Genomic DNA, 26,486 nt, shown 5'->3' on the forward strand with positions numbered 1-26,486 from the left:
TTCTCTGTGGGAGCGAGCCTGCTCGCGATTGGGGTCTCGGGTTGATTCAGCTGATCTTCAGAGAGACTGGCTCTGAACCTATGATCAGCCCAGACGTGGCTTCCGCCGCGTAATACATTCGCACCGTCTGACCGGCAAACTTCTTCAGTTGTGCTGCGGAAAGCTCGACCACCAGATTTTCGGTGCGCACGTATTCACCTTCGTCCGGTTCTTTCGGTGGTTGCCCTTCTTCCCATGCGCCGGCGGGAATTGAGTCGCCTTTCAGGTCGGGATTTTCCGGGTCGTCACCCAGCGTTGCATAAACAACTCCGTCGTTGAAAACCTCGGCGGATTTGGGGATCGAGATGCGCAGCGGACCGGGAAATTTGGCAAGTTTGATCTCCGTCTGGGCAGGCGAACCGGTGACTTTGACATTCAGCGCTGGCACTGGATTGGCCATGATGAAAGCTCCTTCTGTTGAGGCCATGAGGTGTACAGCGGAAGCCGGCACTTGGCTTCACGAGACCCTTATCCGCCGCCGAGGCGCTCCCGGTAACTGTTAGAAATAACAGTCCCGACAAGCGGCACCCAGTGCCTGTAGGAGCGAGCATGCTCGCGATGGAGCCACATTCACCTTGGGGTGTCAGGACGCCCGCGTCATCGTTGACGACCATCGCGAGCATGCTCGCTCCTACAGAAATCTCATCTCTTCCGACATCCTATCTTCAGGCGATCAAATTTATTCGCCGGCTCGAAACCCTTTAAACGCGGGCTCTCTATCCATCCTGTCGAACAATTTCGCCCAACAGCGATGAAATGCAGTTGACGGTTGTATTTTAAGTTGTACGATGACCTACAACTTCAGCGTCGGGCTGAACGGTCTTAACCCACAACGTCGCAATCCAGGGTGTTCGAACAATGAATCCACAAGAACTTAAGTCCATCCTCTCTTCCGGTCTGCTGTCTTTCCCGGTCACCGATTTCAATGCCCAGGGCGATTTCAACCGCGCTGGCTACATCAAGCGTCTGGAGTGGCTGGCTCCGTACGGCGCCTCGGCTCTGTTCGCCGCCGGCGGCACCGGTGAGTTCTTCTCCCTGGCAGCCAGCGAATACTCGGAAATCATCAAGACCGCCGTCGACACCTGCGCCACCAGCGTGCCAATCCTGGCCGGTGTAGGCGGTTCGACCCGTCAGGCCATCGAATACGCTCAGGAAGCCGAGCGTCTGGGCGCCAAGGGGCTGTTGCTGCTGCCGCACTACCTGACCGAAGCCAGCCAGGACGGCGTTGCCGCCCACGTTGAAGCCGTGTGCAAATCGGTCAACATCGGCGTGGTGGTCTACAACCGTAACGTCTGCCGCCTGACCGCTCCACTGCTGGAGCGTCTGGCCGAGCGTTGCCCGAACCTGATCGGTTACAAGGATGGTCTGGGTGACATCGAACTGATGGTGTCGATCCGTCGTCGTCTGGGCGATCGCTTCAGCTACCTGGGCGGCTTGCCGACCGCTGAAGTCTACGCTGCGGCCTACAAGGCGCTGGGCGTACCGGTCTACTCCTCGGCGGTGTTCAACTTCCTGCCGAAAACCGCGATGGACTTCTACCACGCCATCGCTCGCGACGATCACGGCGCCGTTGCCAAGATCATCGACGACTTCTTCCTGCCGTACCTGGACATCCGTAACCGCAAAGCCGGTTACGCGGTGAGCATCGTCAAGGCCGGGGCAAAAATTGCCGGCTACGACGCAGGTCCAGTGCGCACCCCGCTGACCGACCTGACCGGCGAAGAGTACGAAATGCTCGCCGCGCTCATGGACAAGCAGGGCGCCCAGTAACACAAGCGATTAAACGAGGCCGCTGAGTATTCAGCGGCCTTTTGCGTGAGACCTTTTTGTTTCGAGGGCAGTCCCGTGACAAATGCAAAACGTTACGACAACTACATCAACGGCGAATGGGTTGCCGGTGCCGATTACTCGGCCAACATCAACCCGTCGGAACTGAGCGACAACATCGGCGACTACGCCAAGGCTGACCTGACCCAGGTCAACGCCGCCATCGACGCCGCCCGTGCCGCGTTCCCGGCGTGGTCCACTTCCGGTATCCAGGCGCGTCACGATGCACTGGACAAAGTCGGTACTGAAATCCTCGCCCGTCGCGACGAACTCGGCACCCTGCTGGCCCGGGAAGAGGGCAAGACCCTGCCTGAAGCCATCGGTGAAGTGACCCGCGCCGGTAACATCTTCAAGTTCTTCGCCGGTGAGTGCCTGCGTCTGTCCGGCGACTACGTGCCGTCGGTTCGTCCGGGCGTCAATGTGGAAGTCACCCGTGAAGCGCTGGGCGTGGTCGGTCTGATCACTCCGTGGAACTTCCCGATTGCCATTCCGTCGTGGAAGATCGCCCCGGCCCTGGCCTACGGCAACTGCGTCGTGCTCAAGCCGGCGGATCTGGTACCAGGCTGTGCCTGGGCGCTGGCGGAAATCATCTCCCGCGCAGGCTTCCCGGCCGGCGTGTTCAACCTGGTGATGGGCAGCGGTCGAGTGGTTGGCGAAGCGCTGGTCAACAGCCCGAAAGTCGACGGCATCAGCTTCACCGGTTCCGTGGGCGTGGGTCGTCAGATCGCAGTCAGCTGTGTTTCGCGTCAGGCCAAGGTCCAGCTGGAAATGGGCGGCAAGAACCCGCAGATCATTCTCGACGACGCCGACCTCAAGCAAGCGGTCGAGCTGTCGGTGCAGAGCGCGTTCTACTCCACCGGCCAGCGTTGCACCGCTTCGAGCCGTCTGATCGTCACCGCCGGGATTCACGACAAGTTCGTCGAAGCCATGGCCGAGCGCATGAAGTCGATCAAGGTCGGCCACGCACTCAAAGCCGGCACCGATATCGGTCCGGTGGTTTCGCAAGCTCAGCTTGAACAGGACATGAAGTACATCGACATCGGCCAGTCCGAAGGCGCGCGCCTGGTGAGTGGCGGTGGCCTGGTGACCTGCGACACCGAGGGCTATTTCCTCGCGCCAACGCTGTTTGCCGACAGCGAAGCGTCGATGCGCATCAGCCGCGAAGAGATCTTTGGCCCGGTGGCCAACGTTGTTCGCGTGGCCGATTACGAAGCTGCCCTGGCCATGGCCAACGACACCGAATTCGGTCTGTCGGCGGGCATCGCCACCACGTCCCTGAAGTACGCCAACCACTTCAAGCGCCACTCCCAGGCCGGGATGGTGATGGTCAACCTGCCGACCGCCGGCGTGGATTACCACGTTCCGTTCGGTGGGCGTAAAGGTTCGTCGTACGGTTCGCGCGAGCAGGGTCGCTATGCGCAAGAGTTCTACACCGTGGTTAAAACCAGCTACATCGGTTCCTGATTCACGCAACACCCGCGGTATTGTCATGGATACCGCAAACCTGTAGGAGCGAGCTTGCTCGCGATGGTTTTGAAGACGCGGCGATCAGCCTGATACCCCGCGTCATCGTTGTCCTCCATCGCGAGCAGGCTCGCTCCCACACAGGGCACAACGACATCGTTATTACCCGCATAAAAATAATCAGTGGGAGTACATCCACATGCAATCGACCCAAAAGCCGACTCACGTCCGCTACCTGATCCTGCTCATGCTGTTTTTGGTGACCACGATCAACTACGCTGACCGGGCGACTATCGCCATCGCCGGCTCCAGCCTGCAAAAAGACCTCGGCATCGACGCGGTCACCCTTGGCTACATCTTCTCCGCATTCGGTTGGGCCTATGTGGCCGGGCAAATTCCCGGTGGCTGGCTGCTGGACCGTTTCGGCTCGAAAAAAATCTACGCACTGAGCATCTTCACCTGGTCGCTGTTCACCGTGCTGCAAGGCTTCGTCGGTGAATTCGGCATGTCCACGGCAGTGGTTGCGCTGTTCATGCTGCGCTTCCTGGTGGGCCTGGCCGAAGCGCCATCCTTCCCGGGTAACGCCCGCATCGTAGCCGCCTGGTTCCCGACCGCTGAACGCGGTACGGCCTCGGCGATCTTCAACTCGGCGCAATACTTCGCCACCGTGCTGTTCGCCCCGCTGATGGGCTGGATCGTGTACTCCTTCGGTTGGGAGCACGTGTTCATCGTCATGGGCATCCTGGGCATCATCTTCTCGCTGGTCTGGCTGAAAGTGATCTACAGCCCGCGTGAACACCCACGGATCAACGATGCCGAGTTCAAGCACATCTCCGAGAACGGCGGTATGGTCGACATGGACCAGAAGGGCAAGAAGGCCGATGGTCCGAAGTGGGACTACATCCGCCAACTGCTGACCAACCGCATGATGCTCGGCGTGTACCTGGGCCAGTACTGCATCAACGGCATCACCTACTTCTTCCTGACCTGGTTCCCGGTGTACCTGGTGCAGGAACGTGGCATGACCATCCTCAAGGCGGGTTTCATCGCGTCCTTGCCGGCCATCTGCGGCTTCATCGGTGGTGTGCTCGGCGGGGTGATTTCCGATTACCTGCTGCGCAAGGGCCATTCCCTGACCTTCGCCCGCAAGGCACCGATCATCGCCGGCCTGCTGGTATCGAGCAGCATCGTGGCGTGCAACTACGTGGACATCGAATGGATGGTGGTCGGCTTCATGGCCCTGGCATTCTTCGGCAAAGGCGTGGGCGCACTGGGCTGGGCTGTGGTGTCCGACACTTCGCCTAAACAGATCGCCGGTCTTAGCGGTGGCCTGTTCAACACCTTCGGCAACCTGGCGTCGATCACCACCCCGATCGTCATCGGTTACATCATCAGCTCCACCGGTTCGTTCAAGTGGGCGCTGGTATTCGTTGGTTGCAACGCACTGGTTGCGGTGTTCAGCTATCTGGTCATCGTAGGTCCGATCAAGCGTGTGGTGCTCAAAGAGCCACCGGTGAGCGGCCCTGAAACCAACAACAAATTGTCTCAAGCGCATTCCTGAGGAGCGGCGTCATGCAGTTGATTGAACATTCCGACTCGCCGCGCTACATCCGCCTGCACGAGCGGGACAATGTAGTGATCGTGGTCAACGATCAGGGCGTACCGGCCGGTACTGCGTTTGCCGATGGATTGGTCACCGTGGACTTCGTGCCACAGAGCCACAAGGTCACTCTGGAAGACATTCCCGAGGGCGGCCAGGTGATTCGTTACGGCCAGGTCATTGGTTACGCGTTGCAGCCGATTCCACGCGGCAGCTGGGTCAAGGAAGATCAACTGCGTATGCCGACCGCGCCACCGCTGGACAGCCTGCCGCTGTCCACCGAGGTGCCGGACGCGCAGGCACCGCTGGAAGGCTTCACCTTCGAGGGTTATCGCAACGCCGACGGCACTGTCGGCACGCGTAACATTCTCGGCATCACCACCACCGTGCAGTGCGTGACCGGTGTGCTGGATCACGCGGTCAAGCGCATCAAGGACGAGCTGCTGCCCAAGTATCCGCACGTCGATGACGTGGTGGCGCTGACCCACAGCTACGGCTGTGGCGTGGCGATCACCGCCACCGACGCCTACATTCCGATTCGCACCGTGCGCAACCTGGCGCGCAACCCGAATCTGGGTGGCGAGGCGCTGGTGATCAGCCTGGGCTGCGAGAAATTGCAGGCCGGGCAGGTGATGCACGATGACGATGCCTCGGTGGACTTGAGCGAGCCATGGCTGTACCGCCTGCAGGACTCCAGCCACGGTTTCACCGAAATGATCGAGCAGATCATGGAGTTGGCGGAAACCCGTCTGAAGAAGCTCGATCAACGCCGTCGGGAAACCGTGCCGGCGTCCGAGCTGATCCTGGGCATGCAGTGCGGCGGCAGCGATGCGTTTTCCGGCATCACTGCCAACCCGGCCCTTGGCTATGCCTCGGACCTGTTGTTGCGTGCGGGCGCGACGGTGATGTTTTCCGAAGTGACCGAAGTGCGTGACGCGATCTACCTGCTGACGTCCCGGGCGAAAACCGAAAGCGTCGCCCAGGAACTGGTGCGGGAAATGGACTGGTACGACCGTTACCTGGCCAAGGGCGAAGCGGATCGCAGCGCCAACACCACGCCGGGCAACAAGAAGGGCGGGCTGTCGAACATTGTCGAGAAATCGCTGGGATCGATCGTCAAGTCCGGTAGCAGCGCGATCACCGGGGTGCTCGGCCCTGGCGAACGCTTCAAGGAAAAAGGCCTGATCTTCTGCGCGACCCCGGCCAGCGATTTTGTCTGCGGGACGTTGCAGCTGGCGGCGGGGATGAACCTGCACGTGTTCACTACCGGTCGCGGCACGCCTTACGGGCTGGCCATGGCCCCGGTGGTTAAGGTTTCGACCCGTACCGAGCTGGCCCAGCGCTGGCCGGATCTGATCGATATCGACGCAGGGCGTATTGCGACCGGTCGGGCTTCCATCGAGGAGCTTGGCTGGGAGTTGTTCCACTACTACCTGGATGTGGCCAGCGGCAAGGCGCAGACCTGGGCCGAGCGGCACAAGCTGTATAACGACATTACCTTGTTCAATCCGGCGCCGATCACCTGAGACCGAATCGCCTGCTTCGCGAGCAAGCCCGCTCCCACAGTTGACCGCGTGTTTCAGGCGAGCGCGGTCTAATGTGGGAGCGGGCTTGCTCGCGAAGGCTTTCTACCAGACGCCAACGTCCTCTGTGGCTTATCATTAGCTCACTAACGACACCCACCTCAAGGTCCTCCCCGGCATGCTGGCAATCTTCCTCGAAACCCTGAACATCACCGCTCCGGTGTTCGCCATGCTGTTTCTGGGGGTGTTGCTCAAGCGCATCGACTGGATCAACGACAATTTCATTCACACAGCGTCGGCCCTGGTTTTCAACGTCACCATGCCGGCGTTGCTGTTTCTGGGCATCCTGCATGCCGACCTGCATGCCGCGCTGCAGCCGGCGCTGCTGATCTACTTCTCCGTCGCGACCCTGGTGTGCTTTGCCATTGCCTGGGGTTGGGCGATTTTCAGGTGCCCGCGCGAAGACCGCGGGATCTACACCCAGGGTGCTTTTCGCGGCAACAACGGGGTGATCGGCCTGGCGCTGGCGGCGAGCATGTACGGCGACTACGGCATTTCCCTCGGCGCGATCCTCGCGGCACTGGTTATCCTGTTCTACAACACGCTCTCGACCATCGTCCTGGCGGTATACAGCCCGGTGATCAAGTCTGATCCGTTGAGCATCTGCAAAAGCGTGTTCAGCAACCCGTTGATCATCAGCGTGATCGCGGCAGCGCCGTTCGCGTATTTCAAGATCGGTTTGCCGGGATGGCTGGAAACTTCGGGTCAGTATCTGGCGCAAACCACCTTGCCCCTGGCGCTGATCTGTATCGGCGGTACGTTGTCGCTGGCGGCATTGCGCAAGAGCGGCAAGATGGCGCTCAGTTCGAGCCTGGTGAAAATGCTCGGCCTGCCGGTGCTGGCGACGCTCGGCGCCTGGTTGTGGGGATTCCGTGGGGCGGAACTGGGGATTCTGTTTCTGTACTTCGGCAGCCCGACCGCGGCGGCCAGTTTCGTCATGGCGCGGGCGGCGGATGGTAACCATGAGTTGGCGGCGGCGATTATCGTGATCACCACGTTGATGGCGGCGGTGACCACCAACATCGGGATCTTTTTGTTGCAGTGGGGTGGGTGGATTTAGGTCCAGAATTTGTGGTGTCTTTGCGGGCCTCTTCGCGGGCAAGCCTCGCTCCTACAAGGCGGTGTGTCACATCCCAAACCTGTAGGAGCGAGGCTTGCCCGCGAAGGCGTCAGATCGATCACTCAGATTTCTGGTAGGTATCGATCACTTCCTGCGCCGCCCGAAAAGCATCGATCGCCGCCGGCACACCGGCATACACCGCGCAATGCAGCAACGCCTCGCGAATCTCTTCCACCGTGCATCCGTTGTTCAGCGCACCGCGCACGTGCCCCTTCAATTCCTGCGGGCATTTGAGTGCCGTCAGGGCTGCGAGGGTGATCAGGCTGCGGGTTTTCAGTGGCAGGCCTTCGCGGTTCCAGACGCCGCCCCAGGCGTGTTCGTTGACGAAATCCTGCAGCGGCTGGGTGAATTCGGTGGCATTGCCCAGCGCGCGGTCGACGAAGACATCGCCCATCACTTGGCGGCGCACTTCAACGCCGGATTTCTTGTTCTCGGTCATGGCAATTCCCTCTTGTGGTGTTGGCGACGCCAGGCGCGCAGCGACGTGAACAGCAGGAACGCCACCAGCGCCGGCAGGACGAAAAACAGCATCAGGTGCTCAAGCTTGCCCGCCAGCGGCATGCCGGTGGTGAACGACACCACGTGCAGGCCGTAAGCCAGGTACAAGCCTAGAAACAGCAAGCCTTCGGCGCGGGTCACCCGGTAACCGGAATAGAACACCGGCAGGCACAGCGCGGTGACGCCGAGCATCACCGGCAGATCGAAATCCAGGGCGTTGGGCGATACCGACAGCGGCGCTGGCGCGATCAACGCCGTCACGCCCAGCACACCCAGCAGGTTGAACAGGTTGCTGCCGACCACGTTGCCCACGGCGATCTCACGCTCACCGCGCAATGCGGCGATCAGCGAGGTGGCGAGTTCCGGCAGGGAGGTGCTGACGGCAACGATGGTCAGACCAATGATTCGCTCCGACAGCCCGAGGTCGGTGGCAACCGACACGGCCGCCCCGAGCAACAGGTGCCCTGCGTACACCAGCATCGCCAGGCCGGCGACGATCATCAGCAGGCTGCTGATCCAAGGTGCCGGTCCGCTTTGCTCATGGCTCGATACCGGGCGCACCGAGTGACGCGACTGACGCAGCAGCAAGCCCAGGTACAGCAGCAATGCCGCCAGCAGAATCATGCCGTCGGTGCGGGTCAGGTCTTCGTTCCAGGCCAGCACGAACACCAGCAGGCTGGCGCCGATCATCAGGGGAATGTCCAGGCGCACCAGTTGGCGCGACACCCGCAACGGGATGATCAGCGCCGACAGGCCGAGGGTGACGAGGATGTTGAAAATACTGCTGCCGATCACGCTGCCGACGGCGATGTCGGCGTTGTGCGCCAGGGTCGCTTGCAGACTCACCGCCATCTGCGGTGCGCTGCTGCCGAGGGCGACGATGGTCAGGCCGATGATCAGCGGGCGGACATGCAGGCGAGCGGCCAGACGCACGGCAGCGCGGACCATCAGTTCGGCGCCGGCGATCAGCAGCACCAGACCGCTGATCAATTCGATCAGGCTGATCAGGGGGATGTCGGCTAGTCCGAAAATGGTCGGGGCTCCGTGTCAGTCGAGGGCTTGCACGCGAACACGTGCGGTGCCGCTTCTGAGCATGCCCAAGCGTTCGGCGGCTTCGTGGGACAGGTCGATCAGACGGCCACGGGTGTGAGGTCCGCGATCGTTGATGCGCACCACGCAGGATCTGTCGTTACTCAGATTCGTGACCTTCACCCGCGTGCCGAAAGGCAACTGGCGGTGGGCGGCGGTCAGGGAATTCTTGTCGAAACGCTCGCCGCTGGCGGTGCGTTTGCCTTGGTGTTTGGCGCCGTAATAGGACGCTATGCCGGTCTTGTCATAGCCATGCGGGTCGATGGTGTCGGTGCTCGCGCAACCGGCAAGCAGCGAGAGCAGGGCGCAGGCGCCGAGTAGACGCTTCATAAACGGTTTCCACATACGAATGTGGGAGCGGGCTTGCTCGCGAAAGCGGTGTCACATTCAACATCTCTGTTGACTGACAGATCGCTTTCGCGAGCAAGCCCGCTCCCACAGGGAATGGAGCCAAGCTTAAAGATTGGCCCCATCTGTCATCAGCCTTCGAGCTTGCTTTTGAGCAATTCGTTCACTTGCTGCGGGTTGGCCTTGCCTTTGGAGGCTTTCATGGCCTGGCCGACGAAGAAGCCGAACATCTTGCCACGCTTGGCTTCGTCTGCCGCGCGGTACTGTTCGACCTGCTCGGCGTTGGCCGCGAGCATTTCGTCCAGCACGGCGGAGATGGCGCCGGTGTCGGTCACTTGCTTGAGGCCGCGCTTGTCGATGATCTCGTCAGCGTTGCCTTCGCCGTTGGCCATGGCTTCGAACACCACCTTGGCGATCTTGCCGGAGATGGTGTTGTCCTTGATGCGCAGCAGCATGCCGCCCAGCTGTTCGGCCGAAACCGGCGACTCTTCGATGTCCAGGCCTTGCTTGTTGAGCAGGCTGCCCAACTCCACCATCACCCAGTTGGCCGCCAGCTTGGCGTCGCCGCCGATGCTTGCGACTTTCTCGAAGTAGTCCGCCTGCTCGCGGCTGGTGGCCAGCACGCTGGCGTCGTACACCGACAGGCCGAATTGCGCCTGGAAACGCTCGCGTTTCTGCGGCGGCAATTCCGGCAGGGTCGCGCGCACTTCATCCAGGAAGGAATCTTCGATGACCACCGGCAGCAGGTCCGGATCGGGGAAGTAACGGTAGTCGTTGGCTTCCTCTTTACTGCGCATCGGACGGGTTTCGTCCTTGTTCGGATCGTACAGGCGAGTCTGCTGGATCACCTTGCCACCGTCTTCGATCAGTTCGATCTGACGCTGGATTTCGCTGTTGATCGCCTTCTCGATGAAACGGAACGAGTTGACGTTCTTGATCTCGCAGCGGGTGCCGAATTCGGCCTGGCCTTTCGGACGGATCGACACGTTGCAGTCGCAACGCAGCGAACCTTCGGCCATGTTGCCGTCGCAGATCCCTAAGTAACGCACCAGCGCGTGGATCGCCTTGACGTAGGCCACGGCTTCCTTGGCGCTGCGCATGTCAGGCTCGGAAACGATTTCCAGCAGCGGCGTGCCGGCACGGTTCAGGTCGATACCGGTGGCGCCGCCGAATTCCTCGTGCAGACTCTTGCCGGCGTCTTCTTCCAGGTGCGCGCGGGTGATGCCGACGCGTTTGACCGTGCCGTCTTCCAGGGCGATGTCCAGGTGGCCTTTGCCGACGATCGGCAATTCCATCTGGCTGATCTGATAGCCCTTGGGCAAGTCCGGGTAGAAGTAGTTCTTGCGGGCGAACACGTTGTGCTGGCCAATCTCGGCGTCGATCGCCAGGCCGAACATCGTCGCCATGCGCACCGCTTCCTGGTTCAGCACCGGCAGCACGCCCGGCATGCCCAGGTCGATGAGACTGGCCTGGGTGTTCGGCTCGGAGCCGAAGGTGGTGGAACTACCGGAAAAGATTTTCGATCGGGTGGTGAGCTGGGTGTGAATCTCCAGCCCGATCACGACTTCCCATTGCATGTGTTTCTCCTCAGAAGCCGGTTGGGGTGCGGGTGTGCCAGTCAGTGTTCAACTGATACTGGTGGGCAACGTTCAACAGGCGGCCTTCCTGGAAATACGGAGCGAGCAACTGCACGCCGACCGGCAGACCGTCGACGAAGCCGGCAGGCATGGACAAGCCAGGCAGGCCCGCGAGGTTGGCGGTGATGGTATAGACGTCTTCCAGGTACGCAGCGACCGGGTCGCTGTTCTTGGCGCCGAGCTTCCAGGCCGGGTTCGGCGTGGTTGGGCCGAGGATGATGTCGACTTCATTAAAGGCAGCCATGAAGTCGTTCTTGATCAGGCGACGGATCTTCTGCGCCTTCAGGTAATAGGCGTCGTAGTAACCGGCGGACAGCGCGTAGGCGCCGACCATGATCCGACGCTGTACTTCCGCGCCGAAGCCTTCGCCACGGGAACGCTTGTACAGGTCTTCCAGATTGACCGGGCTCTCGCAGCGATGACCGAAGCGCACGCCGTCGAAACGCGACAGGTTGGAGGAGGCTTCCGCCGGAGCGATCACGTAGTACGCAGGGATCGCGTGCTGCATGTTTGGCAGGCTGATTTCCTTGACCACGGCACCGAGCTTTTCCAGCTCCTTGACGCTGTTGTGGATCAGCTCGGCGATGCGCGGGTCGAGACCGGCACTGAAGTACTCTTTCGGTACACCAATGCGCAGGCCCTGCAGCGAGCCGTTGAGGCTGGCGCTGTAGTCCGGCACGGGCTCGTCGATGCTGGTGGAGTCATTCGGATCGAAGCCGGCCATACCTTGCAACAAAATTGCGCAGTCTTCGGCGGTGCGTGCCAGCGGGCCGCCCTGATCGAGACTGGAGGCGTAGGCGATCATGCCCCAACGGGAAACGCGACCGTACGTCGGTTTCAGGCCGGTGAGGTTGGTCAGCGCAGCGGGCTGACGAATGGAGCCACCGGTGTCGGTGCCGGTGGCGGCAGGCAGCAGACGAGCGGCAACCGCGGCGGCCGAGCCACCGGACGAACCGCCCGGTACGTGCTCCAGGTTCCACGGGTTTTTCACCGCGCCGTAGTAGCTCGACTCGTTGGCCGAGCCCATGGCGAATTCGTCCATGTTGGTCTTGCCCAGGGTCACGGCCCCGGCAGCGGCCAGCTTGGCAACCACGGTGGCGTCGTAGGGCGCCTTGAAGTTGTCGAGCATCTTCGAGCCGCAGCTGGTGCGGATACCCTGGGTGCAGAACAGGTCTTTATGGGCGATCGGCGCGCCGAGCAGGGCGCCGTTCTCACCGTTGGCCCGGCGCGCGTCAGCGGCTTTCGCCTGACTGAGGGCCAGCTCTTCGGTGAGGCTGATGAAACTGTTGAGCTGAGGATCGAGCTGGGCGATGCGCGCCAGCAGGGCTTTGGTCAGCTCTTCGGAGGAAAACTTCTTGTCGGCGAGACCGCGGGCGATCTCGGCCAGAGTCAATTGATGCATTGCAGGCTCTTTCCCTTTAGTCGATGACTTTCGGAACCAGGTACAGGCCGTTTTCGACCGCTGGTGCGATGGACTGGTAGGCCTCGCGATTATTGGTCTCGGTCACGACATCCGCACGCAGGCGCTGGCTGGCTTCCAGTGGGTGGGCCAGCGGTTCGATACCATCGGTATTGACGGCCTGCATTTCGTCGACCAGTCCGAGAATGCTGTTGAGGGCCGAAGTGACGTTCGGAAGATCGGCTTCATTAAGGCCAAGGCAGGCCAGATGAGCGATTTTTTCCACGTCGGAGCGTTCTAGAGCCATTGGGGTTCTCCAGTGGAAAACAAAACGGACACCGTCCGTGTGTTAGTTTGTCGGAACACATCCGCACTTCTACGGTCATAAGGCCGCGATTGTGGGGCTTGGTGCGCAGAAAAGCGGCCAATTTAACATATTGGCGCCTTGCCCAAAATCCCTGTCGTTGTTAGAGTTTGCCGCACTTTTTTACCCACGCGTTGCCTAGGGTCCCTTTCCCATGTTCAAGAAACTGCGTGGCATGTTTTCCAGCGATCTTTCCATTGACCTGGGCACTGCCAACACCCTTATTTACGTGCGCGAGCGCGGTATCGTTCTGAATGAGCCATCGGTTGTGGCCATTCGGACACACGGTAATCAGAAAAGTGTCGTCGCTGTCGGCACCGAAGCCAAGCGCATGCTGGGCCGTACTCCAGGCAATATTGCTGCCATTCGTCCGATGAAGGACGGCGTGATCGCCGACTTCAGCGTCTGCGAAAAGATGCTGCAATATTTCATCAACAAGGTTCATGAAAACAGCTTCCTGCAGCCTAGCCCTCGCGTGTTGATCTGCGTTCCATGCAAATCCACCCAGGTCGAGCGCCGTGCCATCCGTGAATCGGCCCTCGGTGCCGGTGCCCGTGAAGTATTCCTGATCGAAGAGCCAATGGCCGCTGCCATCGGTGCCGGCCTGCCGGTTGAAGAAGCCCGTGGTTCGATGGTCGTGGACATCGGTGGTGGTACCACCGAAATCGCCCTGATCTCCCTGAACGGTGTGGTTTACGCCGAATCCGTACGCGTCGGCGGCGACCGCTTCGACGAAGCGATCATCACCTACGTGCGTCGCAACTACGGCAGCCTGATCGGCGAATCCACCGCCGAGCGCATCAAGCAGGAAATCGGTACTGCCTACCCGGGCGGCGAAGTCCGTGAAGTCGACGTTCGCGGCCGTAATCTGGCCGAAGGCGTTCCACGCGCATTCACCCTGAACTCCAACGAAGTGCTGGAAGCTCTGCAAGAGTCCCTGGCCACCATCGTTCAGGCCGTGAAGAGCGCTCTGGAGCAATCGCCTCCGGAGCTGGCTTCCGATATCGCCGAGCGTGGTCTGGTCCTGACCGGTGGTGGCGCCTTGCTGCGTGACCTCGACAAGTTGCTGGCCCAGGAAACCGGTCTGCCGGTGATCGTCGCCGAAGACCCGCTGACCTGCGTAGCTCGCGGCGGTGGCCGTGCATTGGAAATGATGGATAAACACACCATGGATCTGCTCTCCAGCGAATAAGTCGCCGGATTGCCTCTATGCTGTTGAGCGCGCAGGCGGCACTTTGCAGTGCTGCCTGTTCGCGTTTATCTTCTGTCAGTTTTCATCCAGGCCGGTTTGAAGCCGTATGAATAAAGAGAACATTTGCCTGGGAGGAGCGGCTTATTAAACCGCTTTTCACCAAGGGTCCATCGTTGGGCGTGCGCTTGTTGGTGCTGGTCGTGCTATCGGTCGCGCTGATGGTGGTCGATGCCCGCTTTACGCTGCTCAAACCGGTGCGCAGCCAGATGTCGCTGGTGCTGATGCAGTCCTACTGGATCACCGACCTGCCGCAGCGGCTGTTCGAAGGCGTGGCCAGCCAGTTTGGCAGCCGGACCGAACTCGTCGCCGAAAACGAAAAACTCAAGAGCGAAAACCTGCTGTTGCAGGGGCGCATGCAAAAGCTTGCCTCCCTGACCGAGCAGAACGTGCGCCTGCGCGAATTGCTCAACTCCTCGGCCCTGGTCAATGAAAAGGTCGAAGTGGCCGAATTGATCGGCATGGACCCCAATCCCTTCACCCATCGCATCATCATCAACAAAGGTGAGCGTGATGGTGTGGTCCTCGGCCAGCCGGTGCTCGATGCCCGCGGCCTGATGGGGCAGGTGGTCGAGCTGATGCCTTATACCTCCCGTGTCCTGTTGCTGACCGACTCGACCCACAGCATTCCGGTCCAGGTCAACCGCAACGGCCTGCGGGCGATTGCCAGCGGCACCGGCAACCCGGAACGTCTCGAACTGCGTCACGTGGCGGATACCGCCGACATCAAGGAAGGCGATCTGCTGGTCAGCTCCGGCCTGGGTCAGCGTTTCCCGGCGGGTTACCCGGTAGCGACGGTCAAGGAAGTGCTGCACGACACCGGCCAGCCATTCGCCGTCGTCCGCGCCGTACCGACTGCCGCGCTCAACCGCAGCCGTTACCTGCTGTTGGTGTTCAGCGACAGCCGCACCGCGGAAGAACGCGCCAATGACGCCGCGCAAGCTCAGGAAGCTCTGGATGCGCAAGGTGGTGGTCCGATGATGCCGGCGACCGTGCCGAAGCCCGCGCTGGTTCCGGCTGCCGCGGCGGCACCTGCTGCTCCGGCGACTCCAGCGACTCCAGCGACGCCCGCGACGGCCCCGGCAACCACGCCGGCCAAACCTGCCGCGACCCATTCCGCTGCGTCCAAGCCGCCAGCCAAGCCAGCGGCGACGCAACCTGCCAAGCCTGTTGCCAAACCGCCTGTCTCTGCGCCGGCTAACACGGAGAGAGAAGAATAATGGTCGGTGTCAAAGCCTCCCGTAACGGCTGGATCGTCTGGCTGACATTCGCCATCGGCATGCTGCTCAGCGTTTCGCCGTTGCCGCAATTCATGGAAATCCTCCGCCCGCTGTGGCTTGGCCTGCTGCTGGCGTTCTGGGCCCTGGCCCTGCCGCAGAAGATCGGCATGGTTACCGCCTGGTGCCTGGGCTTGGCTGAAGACGTGCTGTACGGCACGTTGCTGGGCCAGAACGCATTGATCCTGACCCTTATCACCTACCTGGTGCTGGCACTGCAGCAACGCATGCGGATGTTCCCGATGTGGCAGCAGAGTCTGGTGATCCTGGTGATCTTCGGTCTGGCCCAGCTTGTTCAACTCTGGCTGAGCGCCCTGACCGGCAACCGTCAGCCGACGCTGGCGCTGGTATTGCCGGCGCTGGTCAGCGCCTTGCTCTGGCCATGGATCAGCTTCGGTTTGCGTGGATTGCGTCGCCGCTACAAAATCAACTGATTCGGTCAGGCATTTGCCCGCACCTCGACAAGGGAGATGTCTTGATGAAACTGCTTTACCTTGCCTCAGGCTCGCCACGTCGGCGTGAACTGCTCACGCAGATCGGCGTGCCGTTCACCGCCGTCAGCGCGGACATCGATGAAACCCCTCTGAACCACGAATCGCCATCGGCCTACGTCGAGCGTCTGGCGCGCGGCAAAGCTGCGGCCGGCCGCGATGTCGTGGTCTCCGATGCGCCGTTCTGCGTGCTGGGCGCCGATACCGCCGTAGTGCTCGAAGGCAAAATTCTCGGCAAACCGGTTGATGAAGCTGATGCTTGCGCCATGCTGAAGATATTGTCCGGGCGAGAGCACCAGGTCCTGACCGCCATTGCCGTGCTCGATGGCGACCGCTGCGAGTCGCGGGTCGTCACCAGCAACGTGCTTTTTCGGCAAATCGGCAGTGACGAGGCGGCCGCCTACTGGGCCAGCGGTGAGCCTCGGGACAAGGCCGGTGGTTATGGAATTCAAGGCCTGGGCGCGGTGTTCGTCGCCGCGCTCAATGGAAGTTACTCGGCGGTGGTTGGATTGCCGCTGTGCGAAACCGCGCAACTGCTGGGCCATTTCGGCATACCCTGTTGGCAAACCCCAGCCGCGCGCTGAGCGCCGTGCTGAACAGATGCGGCCACTATCGTGAACATGCCTGAACGAGACCCTGCCATGAGTGAAGAGATCCTGATCAACATCACGCCGATGGAATCACGCGTGGCGGTGGTCGAAAACGGTGTGCTGCAAGAGGTCCATGTCGAACGAACGCAAAAACGCGGGATCGTCGGCAATATCTATAAAGGCAAAGTCATTCGGGTCTTGCCGGGGATGCAGGCGGCTTTTGTCAATATCGGCCTGGATCGCGCGGCGTTCATCCACGCTTCGGAGATTTCCCTGCGCGAAGGTCCGGCCGTGGAGAGCATTGGCGCGCTGGTACATGAAGGCCAGAGCCTGGTGGTGCAGGTCACCAAAGATCCGATCGGCTCCAAGGGGGCGCGCCTGACGACCCAATTGTCGATTCCGTCGCGTTATCTGGTGTACATGCCGCGCACCTCACATGTCGGCATTTCCCTGAAGATCGAAGACGAAGCCGAGCGGGATCGCCTGAAGCAGGTTGTCACCGATTGCGTCGCCAAAGAAGGTATCAAGGAGGCCGGCGGTTTTATCCTGCGTACGGCGGCCGAAGGTGCCGGTGGCGACGAAATCCTCATGGACATCCGCTACCTGCGCAGGCTTTGGGACCAGATCAGCGAGCAGATCAAAACCATCAGCGCGCCCAGCGTGATCTACGAAGATCTCGGCCTTGCACTGCGTACCTTGCGCGATCTGGTGAGCCCCAAGATCGAGAAAATTCGCATCGACTCGCGGGAAACCTTCCAGAAAACCACACAGTTCGTCGCCGAACTGATGCCGGAAATCGCCGATCGTCTGGAACACTACCCCGGCGAACGGCCAATCTTCGACCTGTACGGCGTCGAAGATGAAATCCAGAAAGCCCTGGAGCGTAAAGTCCCGCTGAAGTCCGGCGGTTACCTGGTGGTCGATCCGGCGGAAGCCATGAGCACCATCGACGTCAACACCGGGGCGTTCGTCGGCCATCGCAATCTCGAAGAAACCATTTTCAAGACCAACCTCGAGGCCGCCACCGCCATCGCTCGCCAACTGCGCCTGCGCAACCTGGGCGGGATCATCATCATCGACTTCATCGACATGGAAGATGAAGAGCACCAGCGCCAGGTTCTGCGCACCCTCGAGAAACAGCTGGAGCGCGATCACGCCAAGACCAACATCATCGGCATCACCGAGTTGGGACTGGTGCAGATGACCCGCAAGCGCACCCGCGAAAGTCTCGAGCAGATCCTCTGCGAGCCGTGCACCAGCTGTCAGGGGCGCGGCAAGCTGAAGACACCGGAGACGATTTGCTACGAAATTTTCCGCGAAATCCTGCGCGAAGCTCGCGCCTATCAGGCGGAAGGCTATCGTGTATTGGCGAACCAGAAAGTCGTCGACCGCCTGCTCGACGAAGAGTCGGGCAACGTTGCCGAACTTGAAGGCTTCATCGGACGCACCATTCGGTTTCAGGTAGAAACCATGTATTCCCAGGAACAATACGACGTGGTGCTGCTCTGATACGCGGCGTCACCACTTATCCTGCACGGCTGGCCTCAGCTTTTTGCAAAACTTTTGCCATGGGAGCCAACTGACATGGAGCGTCTGACACGCATTCTGGCCGCACTGACCCGTTGGGGTCTGGGCCTGTGCGCGTTGGTTTTGGTGTTGATGGCGCTGTACGTCAGTCTTGGCCGGGAACTGGCGCCGCTGGTGGCCGAGTATCGTACCGAAGTCGAAACCCGGGCCACCGAGGCCCTGGGCATGCCACTGCAGATCGGTGAGTTGAAAGGCTCCTGGAGCGGTTTCGCGCCGATTGTCTCGGCTCACGATGTCACGGTGGGCGAGGGCGCCAATGCCCTGCATCTGGAAAATGTGCGCGCAGTACCAGACTTGTGGGCCAGCCTGATGGCTCGCGAAATCCGTATTGCTCATCTGGCGCTCAATGGCCTGAAGATCAGTCTCAAGGAGGGCGATGACGGCGAGTGGGCGCTTGAAGGTCTGCCGGTCGTCAAGGACGACAAGCCCCTCGATCCGGAACAACTGCTCAATCGCATGCAAATGATCCAGCAACTGTCGGTCCTCGACAGCCAGGTCACCTTGCAGCCGTGGGGCGAATCGCCCCTGACTCTGACTTACGTTGGCCTGAACCTGAAGACCGGTGCCTCTCGCCAGCGCCTCGACGCCCGCCTGACCCTGCCCGATGGCCAGCCATTGGCCATCAACTTGCGCACCCGCATCCGGGCCAGTCAGTGGAAGGACGGCGAGGCCGAGGTTTACCTGAGCCTGCCACAGAGCGACTGGTCGAAATGGGTGCCCGAGCGCATCAGTCAGCAATGGAATTTTTCCGAGATCAAGGCCGGCGGCGAGCTCTGGGCGACCTGGGGCAAAGGCTTGCTGCAAAGTGCAGCGGTGCGCCTGAACGCACCGCAACTCAAGGGCGCCTATGCCGACCGCAAGCCGGTCAAGATCGATAACCTGGCGCTGAATGGCTATTTCCAGCGCAGCGACGAAGGCATGTTGGTGACCCTGGATTCCCTGGCGATGAGCCTTGGCAAAACCCGCTGGGAATCCCGTCTGCAAGTCAAACAGACCGCCGCCAGCGACAAGGGCGAAGAGCTCTGGCACCTGCAGGCCGATCGTCTGGACCTGACGCCGCTCACTCCTTTACTCAACGCCCTGGCGCCTTTGCCGGAAGGCTTTGCCACGGTTGTCGAGCGCCTGAAAGTCCAGGGCGAGTTGCGCAATGTGCTGGTCGACATTCGGCCCAATGCCACCGACGACAGCAAATTCAGCTTCGCCGCCAACCTCGAACAGGTGGGTTTCGACGCCTATCACGGCGCGCCGGCGGCCCGAAACGTGACGGGCAGCATCAGCGGCGACCTGGGCCATGGCGAACTGCGCATGGATACCAAGGATTTCATGCTGCACCTGGACCCGATTTTCGCCAAACCCTGGAACTACCTGCAGGCCAACGCGCGCCTGACCTGGAAGCTCGACAAGGAAGGTTTCACCCTGATTGCGCCCTACCTGAAAGTGCTGGGCGAGGAGGGCAAGATCGCCGGCGACTTCCTGATTCGTCTGCATTTCGATCACACCCAGGAAGATTACATGGACCTGCGGGTCGGCATGGTGGACGGTGATGGGCGCTACACCGCCAAGTACCTGCCGGCGGTGCTGAGCCCGGCGCTGGACGAATGGTTGCGCACGGCGATTCTCAAGGGCGCGGTGGACGAGGGTTTCTTCCAGTACCAAGGATCGTTGAATCATGACGCGACGCCCGAGTCGCGCAGCATCAGCCTGTTTTTCAAAGTTCATGACGCCGAGCTGGCGTTCCAGCCCGGCTGGCCCCATGTCAGCAAGGTGACCGGCGATGTGTTCGTCGAAGACAGTGGCGTGCGGGTCCTGGCCAGCAAGGGGCAATTGCTCGATACCCAGGTCAGCGACGTCTACGTCAATATTCCTCATGTGCCGGACGGACAGACCGTTCGCCTGTTCCTCGACGGCGGATTCTCCGGCGGACTGGGCGATGGCCTGAAGATTCTCAAGGAAGCGCCAATCGGCACCGCTGAAACTTTCGCCGGCTGGGAAGGCGAGGGTGAGCTGAAAGGCAAGCTGAAGCTGGATATTCCGCTGGCCAAGGGCGAGCAGCCGAAGATTCTGGTCGACTTCAAGACCGCCAAGGCCCGCCTGAAACTGCCTGAACCTCCGTTGGAGCTGTCTCAGCTCAAAGGCGATTTCCGCTTCGACAGCAACAAGGGGCTGAGCGGGCAGAACATCACCGCTCGAGCCTTCGACAAGCCGGTGAGCGCGCAGATTTTCGCTGATGGCAGTCCAGGAAAACTCAAGACCCGGGTCACTGCCTCGGGTCAGGTTGAAGTGAAAAAACTCACCGACTGGCTGAGCGTCACCCAGCCGCTGCCGGTCAGCGGCCTGATCCCCTATCAACTGCAACTGACCCTGGACGGCGCCGACAGCCAGTTAATGCTCAATTCCAATCTCAAGGGCGTTGCCGTCGATCTGCCGGCACCGTTCGGCATGACCGCGGATGCGGGACGTGACACGACCTTCCGCATGACCTTGCAAGGTCCGGAGCGGCGCTATTGGGTGAATTACGGCGAACTGGCCAACTTCACCTTCGCCGCGCCGACCGGCAACTTTGCCGATGGCCGTGGCGAGTTGTTCCTGGGCAACGGCGAGGCCGTGCTGCCCGGCGCCAAAGGCTTGCGTATCCATGGCGTGCTGTCGGAACTGGACGTCGGCCCCTGGCAGGATCTGGTCAGCAAATATGCCGGCAACGATCCCGGCGGCAGTGCCAAGCAGTTACTCAGCGGTGCCGATTTCAAGGTCGACAAGCTCACAGCGATGGGCACCACCCTGGATCAGGCTTCCGTGCAGCTCACCCGTAAACCGTCGGCCTGGGCGTTGCAACTCGACAGCCAGCAGGTCAAGGGTAATGCCAGTCTTCCTGATGCGAAGGCCGCTCCGATCGTGATCAACCTGCAAACCGTGCGACTGCCGGCGCCAGATCCGACGGTACTGGCCGATGAGAACTCCCCGGATCCGCTGGCGTCGGTGGATCCCACCAAAATTCCCGCGCTGGATATCGCCATCAATCAGTTGTTCCAGGGTAACGACCTCGTGGGCGCCTGGTCGTTGAAAGTGCGTCCGACGCCGAAGGGCATTGCCCTCAATTCGCTGAACCTGGGTCTCAAAGGCATTTCGTTGCAGGGCAATGGCGGCTGGGAAGGCACACCGGGAGCCAGCAGCAGTTGGTACAAGGGGCGGATCAGTGGCAACAATCTTGCCGATGTCCTCAAGGGCTGGGGTTTTGCGCCGAGCGTCACCAGTAAGGATTTTCACATGGATGTCGATGGAAACTGGCCAGGCTCCCCGGCCTGGCTGGCGACCAAACGGTTCTCGGGCACGCTCGATGCCTCGCTCCATGAAGGCCAGTTCGTCGAGGTCGAAGGCAGTGCCCAGGCCCTGCGGGTGTTTGGCCTGCTCAACTTCAACTCCATTGGCCGCCGCCTGCGCCTGGACTTCTCCGATCTGTTCGGCAAAGGCCTGAGCTACGACCGGGTCAAAGGCCTGCTGGTAGCGACGAACGGCGTATACGTCACCCGTGAACCGATTCGCGTGACCGGCCCATCCAGCACCCTCGAACTCAACGGCACCCTGAACATGGTGGCCGATCAGATCGACGCGAAACTGCTGGTGACCTTGCCGGTCACCAACAACCTGCCGATCGCCGCATTGCTTGTCGGTGCACCGGCGGTCGGTGGCGCGTTGTTCCTGATCGACAAATTGATCGGCGACCGCGTGTCCCGTTTCGCCAGCGTGAAATACACGGTCAAAGGGCCGTGGAAAGATCCGAAAATCACCTTCGACAAGCCTTTTTGAAAACCCGATCCCCGGACCTATGGAGTAGCATGGCCCTGACGCCACCGCCCCCTGTAGGAGCGAGCACGCTCGCGATGGACTTCAAAGCACCGCGGGGCATCAGGCTACCAGCGTTATCGTTCACGACCATCGCGAGCATGCTCGCTCCTACAGGTCCCGTCTCAAGGAAAAGGCCATGTCTTTAGCCGTGATTCAAATGGTCAGCCAGAGCGATGTGCTGGCCAACCTGGCCCAGGCCCGACAGCTGCTCGAGCAGGCTGCGGCCGGCGGCGCAAAGCTGGCGGTGCTGCCGGAAAACTTCGCCGCCATGGGCCGTCGCGATGTCGCCGACGTCGGTCGCGCCGAAGCGCTGGGCGAAGGTCCGATCCTGCCCTGGTTGAAACAGGCCGCACGTGACCTCAAGTTATGGATAGTCGCCGGCACTTTGCCTTTGCCGCCTGCGGATCAGCCGGAGGGCAAATCCCATGCCTGCTCGTTGCTGGTTGATGAGCAGGGTGAAACGGTGGCGCGCTACGACAAGCTGCACCTGTTCGACGTGGACGTTGCCGACAATCGCGGGCGTTATCGCGAATCCGATGACTATGCTTATGGCAGTGGGGTGGTAGTGGCGGACACGCCGGTCGGACGAGTGGGCCTGACGGTCTGCTACGACTTGCGCTTCCCCGAGCTCTACAGCGAATTGCGTGCCGCCGGTGCGGAAATCATCACCGCACCGTCGGCCTTCACCGCCGTGACCGGCGCCGCGCACTGGGATGTGCTGATTCGCGCGCGAGCCATCGAGACTCAGTGCTACGTGCTCGCAGCCGCGCAGGGCGGGACGCATCCGGGGCCGCGGGAAACCTGGGGCCATGCGGCGATCGTCGATCCCTGGGGTCGGGTACTGGCGCAACAGGATCAAGGCGAGGCCGTGCTGCTGGCCGAACGCGACAGCAGTGAACAGGCGTCCATCCGGGCGCGGATGCCGGTGTCCAGTCACCGGCGCTTTTTCTCGCAGGGCGCCCAGCGACCTGCATCAGAACGACGAATTTAAGGCGTAAAGCATATGAGCGAGTTGTTGTCCTCAGTCAGTGAACACCTCCTGGCGCCTGGTGGCGTAACCATCGAAAGCCTGCAAGGCGTACTCGGCGACCTGGCCGGCCCGGGTATCGATGCCGCCGACCTGTATTTCCAGGGGCAGATCTCCGAGTCCTGGGCGCTGGAAGACGGCATCGTCAAGGAAGGCAGTTTCAACCTTGACCAGGGCGTCGGCGTACGCGCGCAGTCCGGCGAAAAAACCGGTTTCGCCTACAGCAATGCAATCACCCTCGAAGCCTTGGGCGCGGCGGCCCGTGCGGCGCGCTCGATTTCCCGTGCCGGTCAGAACGGCACTGTCCAGGCGTTCAGCACCCAGGACGTTGCGCAGTTGTACGCACCGGACAATCCCCTGGAGGTGCTGACCCGCGCCGAGAAAGTCGATCTGCTCAAGCGCATCGATGCCGCCACACGCGCACTCGATCCGCGTATCCAGCAAGTCACCGTGAGCATGGCCGGCGTCTGGGAGCGGATTCTGGTGGCGTCCACCGACGGCGGTCTGGCGGCGGATGTTCGGCCGCTGGTGCGCTTCAACGTTAGCGTGATCGTCGAGCAGAACGGCCGTCGCGAACGTGGTGGCCACGGCGGTGGCGGGCGTACCGATTACCGCTATTTCCTCGCCGAAGACCGCGCCATGGGCTATGCCCGCGAAGCGCTGCGTCAGGCGCTGGTCAACCTGGAAGCCATTCCGGCGCCGGCCGGCACCTTGCCGGTGGTCCTCGGTTCCGGCTGGTCGGGCGTTCTGCTGCACGAAGCGGTCGGCCATGGCCTGGAAGGCGACTTCAACCGCAAGGGCAGTTCGGCCTATAGCGGGCGCATGGGCGAAATGGTTGCGTCCAAGCTGTGCACCATCGTCGATGACGGCACGCTGGCCGGTCGTCGCGGTTCCCTGAGCGTCGACGACGAAGGCACCCCGACCGAGTGCACCACGCTGATCGAAAACGGCGTGCTCAAGGGCTATATGCAGGACAAGCTCAACGCGCGACTGATGGGCGTGGCCCGCACCGGTAACGGCCGTCGCGAGTCCTATGCACACCTGCCGATGCCGCGCATGACCAATACCTACATGCTCGGTGGCGAAAGCGATCCGGCGGAAATCATCGCCTCGGTGAAGAAGGGCATCTACTGCGCCAATTTGGGCGGCGGTCAGGTGGACATCACCAGCGGCAAGTTCGTGTTCTCCACCAGCGAGGCCTACCTGATCGAAGACGGCAAGATTACCGCGCCGGTCAAGGGCGCGACGCTGATCGGCAACGGTCCGGAAGCCATGAGCAAGGTGTCGATGGTCGGCAACGATCTGTCGCTGGACAGTGGCGTGGGCACGTGTGGCAAGGATGGGCAGTCGGTGCCGGTGGGTGTCGGTCAGCCAACGCTGAAGATTGATGCGATCACCGTGGGTGGCACGGGGTCGTGAGAGAAGGAGCTGCGGGTGAATCGCCTGGCGATTAACCCGGTCCGAGATTTAACGCAGACCGCGTTGAGTCTCGTCCAGCTCACGGATGTACTTGAAGATTTTACGGCTCGAAGCAGGAGGCTTGTTTTGCGCAACCTCGTGCTGGGCCTGACGAATCAGGGAGCGCAGCTGCTGGCGATCGGCGTCCGGGTATTCGACTACGAATTTTTCCAGAACCGCGTCATCACCGGCAATCAGGCGATCGCGCCAGCGTTCCAGGTTATGGAAGCGCTCGTTGTACTGGCGAGTGGAGGCATCGAGTTGATCGAGCAGAACCAGAATGGCGTCAGTGTCCTGATCGCGCATCAGTTTGCCGATGAATTGAAGGTGCCGTTTACGCGCGATGTGCGCGGTGTGCTTGGGCGCATCGGCCAGGGCCCGGCGCAAGGCGTCGGTCAAGGGCAGTTTTGCCAGCAGGTCAGGCTTGAGCGTCGTGAGGCGCTCGCCAAGGTCAACCAGAGCATGCAGCTCGCGTTTGACCTGGGATTTGCTTTTTTCTCCCGTATCGAGGGAGTCGTCGTAAGAATCAACCATGGTGGCCGTCCGCAAAGAAACGCCGCCATGATAACCAGTCGGGGGCCGCTTGTCCGGCCCGGTCGCTCGATGACCGTTACCGAAAGCAGAATTTGAGTGGAGAACAGCATGAGTGCAGTTGAAAGCGTCGGCCCACAAGCATTGCCGGCACTGCAGGAACAGGTCGAGCAGATCATCGCTGAGGCCAAGCGTCAGGGTGCCAGTGCCTGTGAAGTGGCGGTGTCCCTGGAGCAGGGGCTGTCGACTTCGGTGCGTCAGCGCGAGGTCGAAACCGTCGAGTTCAACCGCGATCAGGGCTTCGGCATCACCTTGTATGTCGGCCAGCGCAAGGGCTCGGCCAGCACCTCGGCCAGCGGCCCTGACGCCATTCGCGAAACCGTCGCCGCCGCTCTGGCCATCGCCAAACACACCTCTGAAGACGACGCCTCGGGCCTGGCCGACGCCGCGCTGATGGCTCGGGATCTTCATGATTTCGACCTGTTCCACGCCTGGGACATCACCCCGGAACAAGCCATCGAGAAAGCCTTGCTCTGCGAAGCCGCGGCCTTCGATGCCGACGCGCGGATCAAGAACGCCGACGGCACCACCTTGAGCACGCATCAGGGTTGCCGCGTCTACGGCAACAGCCACGGCTTCATCGGCGGCTACGCCTCGACCCGTCACAGCCTCAGCTGCGTGATGATCGCGGAGGCCGATGGCCAGATGCAGCGCGATTACTGGTATGACGTTAACCGCATTGGCAATTTGCTGGCGGACCCGGTGAGCATCGGCCAGCGTGCTGCGCAACGGGCGGCGAGCCGTCTGGGCGCGCGTCCGGTGCCGACCTGCGAAGTGCCAGTGCTGTTTTCCGCAGAACTGGCCGGTGGTTTGTTTGGCAGTTTCCTGTCGGCGATTTCCGGCGGCAGTCTTTATCGCAAGTCGTCGTTCCTCGAAGGCACCCTGGGGCAGAAGCTGTTCCCGGAATGGCTGACTCTCGACGAGCGTCCACACCTGATGCGCGCCCTGGGCAGTGCGGCGTTCGACGGTGATGGCCTGGCCACTTACGCCAAGCCGTTCGTCGAAAATGGCGAGCTGGTGTCCTACATCCTCGGGACCTATTCCGGTCGCAAACTCGGCATGCCGAGTACCGCCAACGCCGGTGGCGTACACAACCTGTTCGTGACCCATGGCGATGAAGACCAGGCGGCATTGATTCGCCGCATGGGTCGCGGCCTGCTGGTGACCGAGCTGATGGGACAGGGGCTGAACATGGTCACCGGCGACTACTCGCGCGGTGCGGCGGGGTACTGGGTCGAGAACGGCGAAATCCAGTTCGCGGTGCAGGAAGTGACCATCGCCGGCAACATGCGCGACATGTTCAAGCAGATCGTAGCGGTGGGGAATGACCTGGAGCTGCGCAGCAACATTCGTACAGGGTCGGTGCTGATCGAGCGGATGATGGTCGCCGGCAGCTAAACCTCCT

At 61.4% G+C, this 26,486-nt stretch carries 22 protein-coding genes; 14 read left to right on the forward strand and 8 right to left on the reverse strand.

From position 1 onward, the window contains the following. Positions 1–46 precede the first annotated feature (46 nt). Positions 47–439 (reverse strand): hypothetical protein, encoded by a 393-nt coding sequence (locus K9857_RS20045; protein ID WP_224538599.1) that lies wholly within the window; start codon positions 437–439, stop codon positions 47–49. Between the two features lie 458 nt (positions 440–897). Between K9857_RS20045 and kdgD the strand changes: the two genes are divergently transcribed. From kdgD to K9857_RS20070, 5 genes are all read left to right on the forward strand, one after another. Further along, positions 898–1,809: a 5-dehydro-4-deoxyglucarate dehydratase gene (gene kdgD / locus K9857_RS20050; RefSeq protein WP_224538600.1), complete on the forward strand. Its 912-nt coding sequence runs from the start codon at positions 898–900 to the stop codon at positions 1,807–1,809. Positions 1,810–1,884: 75 nt separating this feature from the next. Beyond that, entirely contained in the window at positions 1,885–3,330 is a 1,446-nt protein-coding gene (locus K9857_RS20055; RefSeq protein ID WP_224538602.1) for an aldehyde dehydrogenase family protein, read from the forward strand. Between the two features lie 199 nt (positions 3,331–3,529). After that, positions 3,530–4,891, forward strand: coding sequence for an MFS transporter (locus tag K9857_RS20060; RefSeq protein ID WP_224538603.1), 1,362 nt, complete (start codon positions 3,530–3,532; stop codon positions 4,889–4,891). 11 nt (positions 4,892–4,902) lie between these two features. Further along, positions 4,903–6,456: a galactarate dehydratase gene (garD, locus tag K9857_RS20065; RefSeq protein ID WP_224538605.1), complete on the forward strand. Its 1,554-nt coding sequence runs from the start codon at positions 4,903–4,905 to the stop codon at positions 6,454–6,456. Between the two features lie 175 nt (positions 6,457–6,631). Further along, positions 6,632–7,573: an AEC family transporter gene (locus K9857_RS20070; RefSeq protein ID WP_224538607.1), complete on the forward strand. Its 942-nt coding sequence runs from the start codon at positions 6,632–6,634 to the stop codon at positions 7,571–7,573. A 118-nt stretch (positions 7,574–7,691) separates the two neighbouring features. Here the strand turns inward: K9857_RS20070 and K9857_RS20075 are convergent, their stop codons facing one another. The 6 genes from K9857_RS20075 to gatC all read right to left on the reverse strand — a co-directional run bounded on the left by K9857_RS20075 (position 7,692) and on the right by gatC (position 12,911). Beyond that, positions 7,692–8,072 (reverse strand): carboxymuconolactone decarboxylase family protein, encoded by a 381-nt coding sequence (locus tag K9857_RS20075; protein ID WP_224538609.1) that lies wholly within the window; start codon positions 8,070–8,072, stop codon positions 7,692–7,694. Further along, complete coding sequence (locus K9857_RS20080) at positions 8,069–9,130, reverse strand: calcium/sodium antiporter (protein WP_175376044.1); 1,062 nt, start codon at positions 9,128–9,130, stop codon at positions 8,069–8,071. The genes K9857_RS20075 and K9857_RS20080 overlap by 4 nt, the downstream gene beginning before the upstream one ends. Positions 9,131–9,178: 48 nt before the next feature. Next, positions 9,179–9,550, reverse strand: a complete 372-nt coding sequence (locus tag K9857_RS20085; RefSeq protein ID WP_224538611.1) for a septal ring lytic transglycosylase RlpA family protein — start codon at positions 9,548–9,550, stop codon at positions 9,179–9,181. Between the two features lie 149 nt (positions 9,551–9,699). Further along, positions 9,700–11,145 (reverse strand): Asp-tRNA(Asn)/Glu-tRNA(Gln) amidotransferase subunit GatB, encoded by a 1,446-nt coding sequence (gene gatB / locus K9857_RS20090; protein ID WP_224538613.1) that lies wholly within the window; start codon positions 11,143–11,145, stop codon positions 9,700–9,702. Between the two features lie 10 nt (positions 11,146–11,155). Next, complete coding sequence (gene gatA / locus K9857_RS20095; protein ID WP_224538614.1) at positions 11,156–12,607, reverse strand: Asp-tRNA(Asn)/Glu-tRNA(Gln) amidotransferase subunit GatA; 1,452 nt, start codon at positions 12,605–12,607, stop codon at positions 11,156–11,158. Positions 12,608–12,623: 16 nt separating this feature from the next. Further along, entirely contained in the window at positions 12,624–12,911 is a 288-nt protein-coding gene (gatC, locus tag K9857_RS20100) for an Asp-tRNA(Asn)/Glu-tRNA(Gln) amidotransferase subunit GatC (RefSeq protein WP_085726363.1), read from the reverse strand. 211 nt (positions 12,912–13,122) lie between these two features. Here gatC and mreB point away from each other — a divergent pair, with 211 nt between their 5' ends. The 8 genes from mreB to tldD all read left to right on the forward strand — a co-directional run bounded on the left by mreB (position 13,123) and on the right by tldD (position 24,451). Next, the gene (gene mreB, locus K9857_RS20105; RefSeq protein ID WP_002555108.1) at positions 13,123–14,160 is read left to right on the forward strand and encodes a rod shape-determining protein MreB; all 1,038 of its coding nucleotides are present in this window, start codon (positions 13,123–13,125) and stop codon (positions 14,158–14,160) included. A 143-nt stretch (positions 14,161–14,303) separates the two neighbouring features. Then, entirely contained in the window at positions 14,304–15,437 is a 1,134-nt protein-coding gene (mreC, locus tag K9857_RS20110; protein WP_224538630.1) for a rod shape-determining protein MreC, read from the forward strand. After that, complete coding sequence (mreD, locus tag K9857_RS20115) at positions 15,437–15,928, forward strand: rod shape-determining protein MreD (RefSeq protein ID WP_175375923.1); 492 nt, start codon at positions 15,437–15,439, stop codon at positions 15,926–15,928. Before mreC ends, mreD begins: the two co-directional genes overlap by 1 nt. Before the next feature lie 44 nt (positions 15,929–15,972). Further along, entirely contained in the window at positions 15,973–16,569 is a 597-nt protein-coding gene (locus K9857_RS20120; RefSeq protein WP_224538616.1) for a Maf family protein, read from the forward strand. Between the two features lie 57 nt (positions 16,570–16,626). Beyond that, entirely contained in the window at positions 16,627–18,084 is a 1,458-nt protein-coding gene (gene rng, locus K9857_RS20125; RefSeq protein ID WP_224538618.1) for a ribonuclease G, read from the forward strand. 75 nt (positions 18,085–18,159) lie between these two features. Continuing rightward, positions 18,160–21,966, forward strand: a complete 3,807-nt coding sequence (locus K9857_RS20130; RefSeq protein WP_224538620.1) for a YhdP family protein — start codon at positions 18,160–18,162, stop codon at positions 21,964–21,966. Positions 21,967–22,141: 175 nt separating this feature from the next. Further along, a complete protein-coding gene (locus K9857_RS20135; RefSeq protein WP_224538622.1) occupies positions 22,142–22,996 on the forward strand; it encodes a carbon-nitrogen hydrolase family protein in 855 nt (284 codons plus the stop codon). 12 nt (positions 22,997–23,008) lie between these two features. Next, positions 23,009–24,451, forward strand: coding sequence for a metalloprotease TldD (tldD, locus tag K9857_RS20140; RefSeq protein ID WP_224538624.1), 1,443 nt, complete (start codon positions 23,009–23,011; stop codon positions 24,449–24,451). A 48-nt stretch (positions 24,452–24,499) separates the two neighbouring features. Here the strand turns inward: tldD and yjgA are convergent, their stop codons facing one another. After that, on the reverse strand, positions 24,500–25,024 hold the full coding sequence (gene yjgA, locus K9857_RS20145) for a ribosome biogenesis factor YjgA (RefSeq protein ID WP_224538626.1): 525 nt from the start codon (positions 25,022–25,024) through the stop codon (positions 24,500–24,502). 108 nt (positions 25,025–25,132) lie between these two features. Between yjgA and pmbA the strand changes: the two genes are divergently transcribed. Further along, complete coding sequence (gene pmbA, locus K9857_RS20150; protein WP_224538628.1) at positions 25,133–26,479, forward strand: metalloprotease PmbA; 1,347 nt, start codon at positions 25,133–25,135, stop codon at positions 26,477–26,479. The last annotated feature ends 7 nt before the right edge of the window (positions 26,480–26,486 follow it).

The sequence above is a fragment of the Pseudomonas sp. REP124 genome (genome assembly GCF_020164475.1).
In the GTDB taxonomy this organism is placed as follows: Bacteria; Pseudomonadota; Gammaproteobacteria; order Pseudomonadales; family Pseudomonadaceae; genus Aquipseudomonas.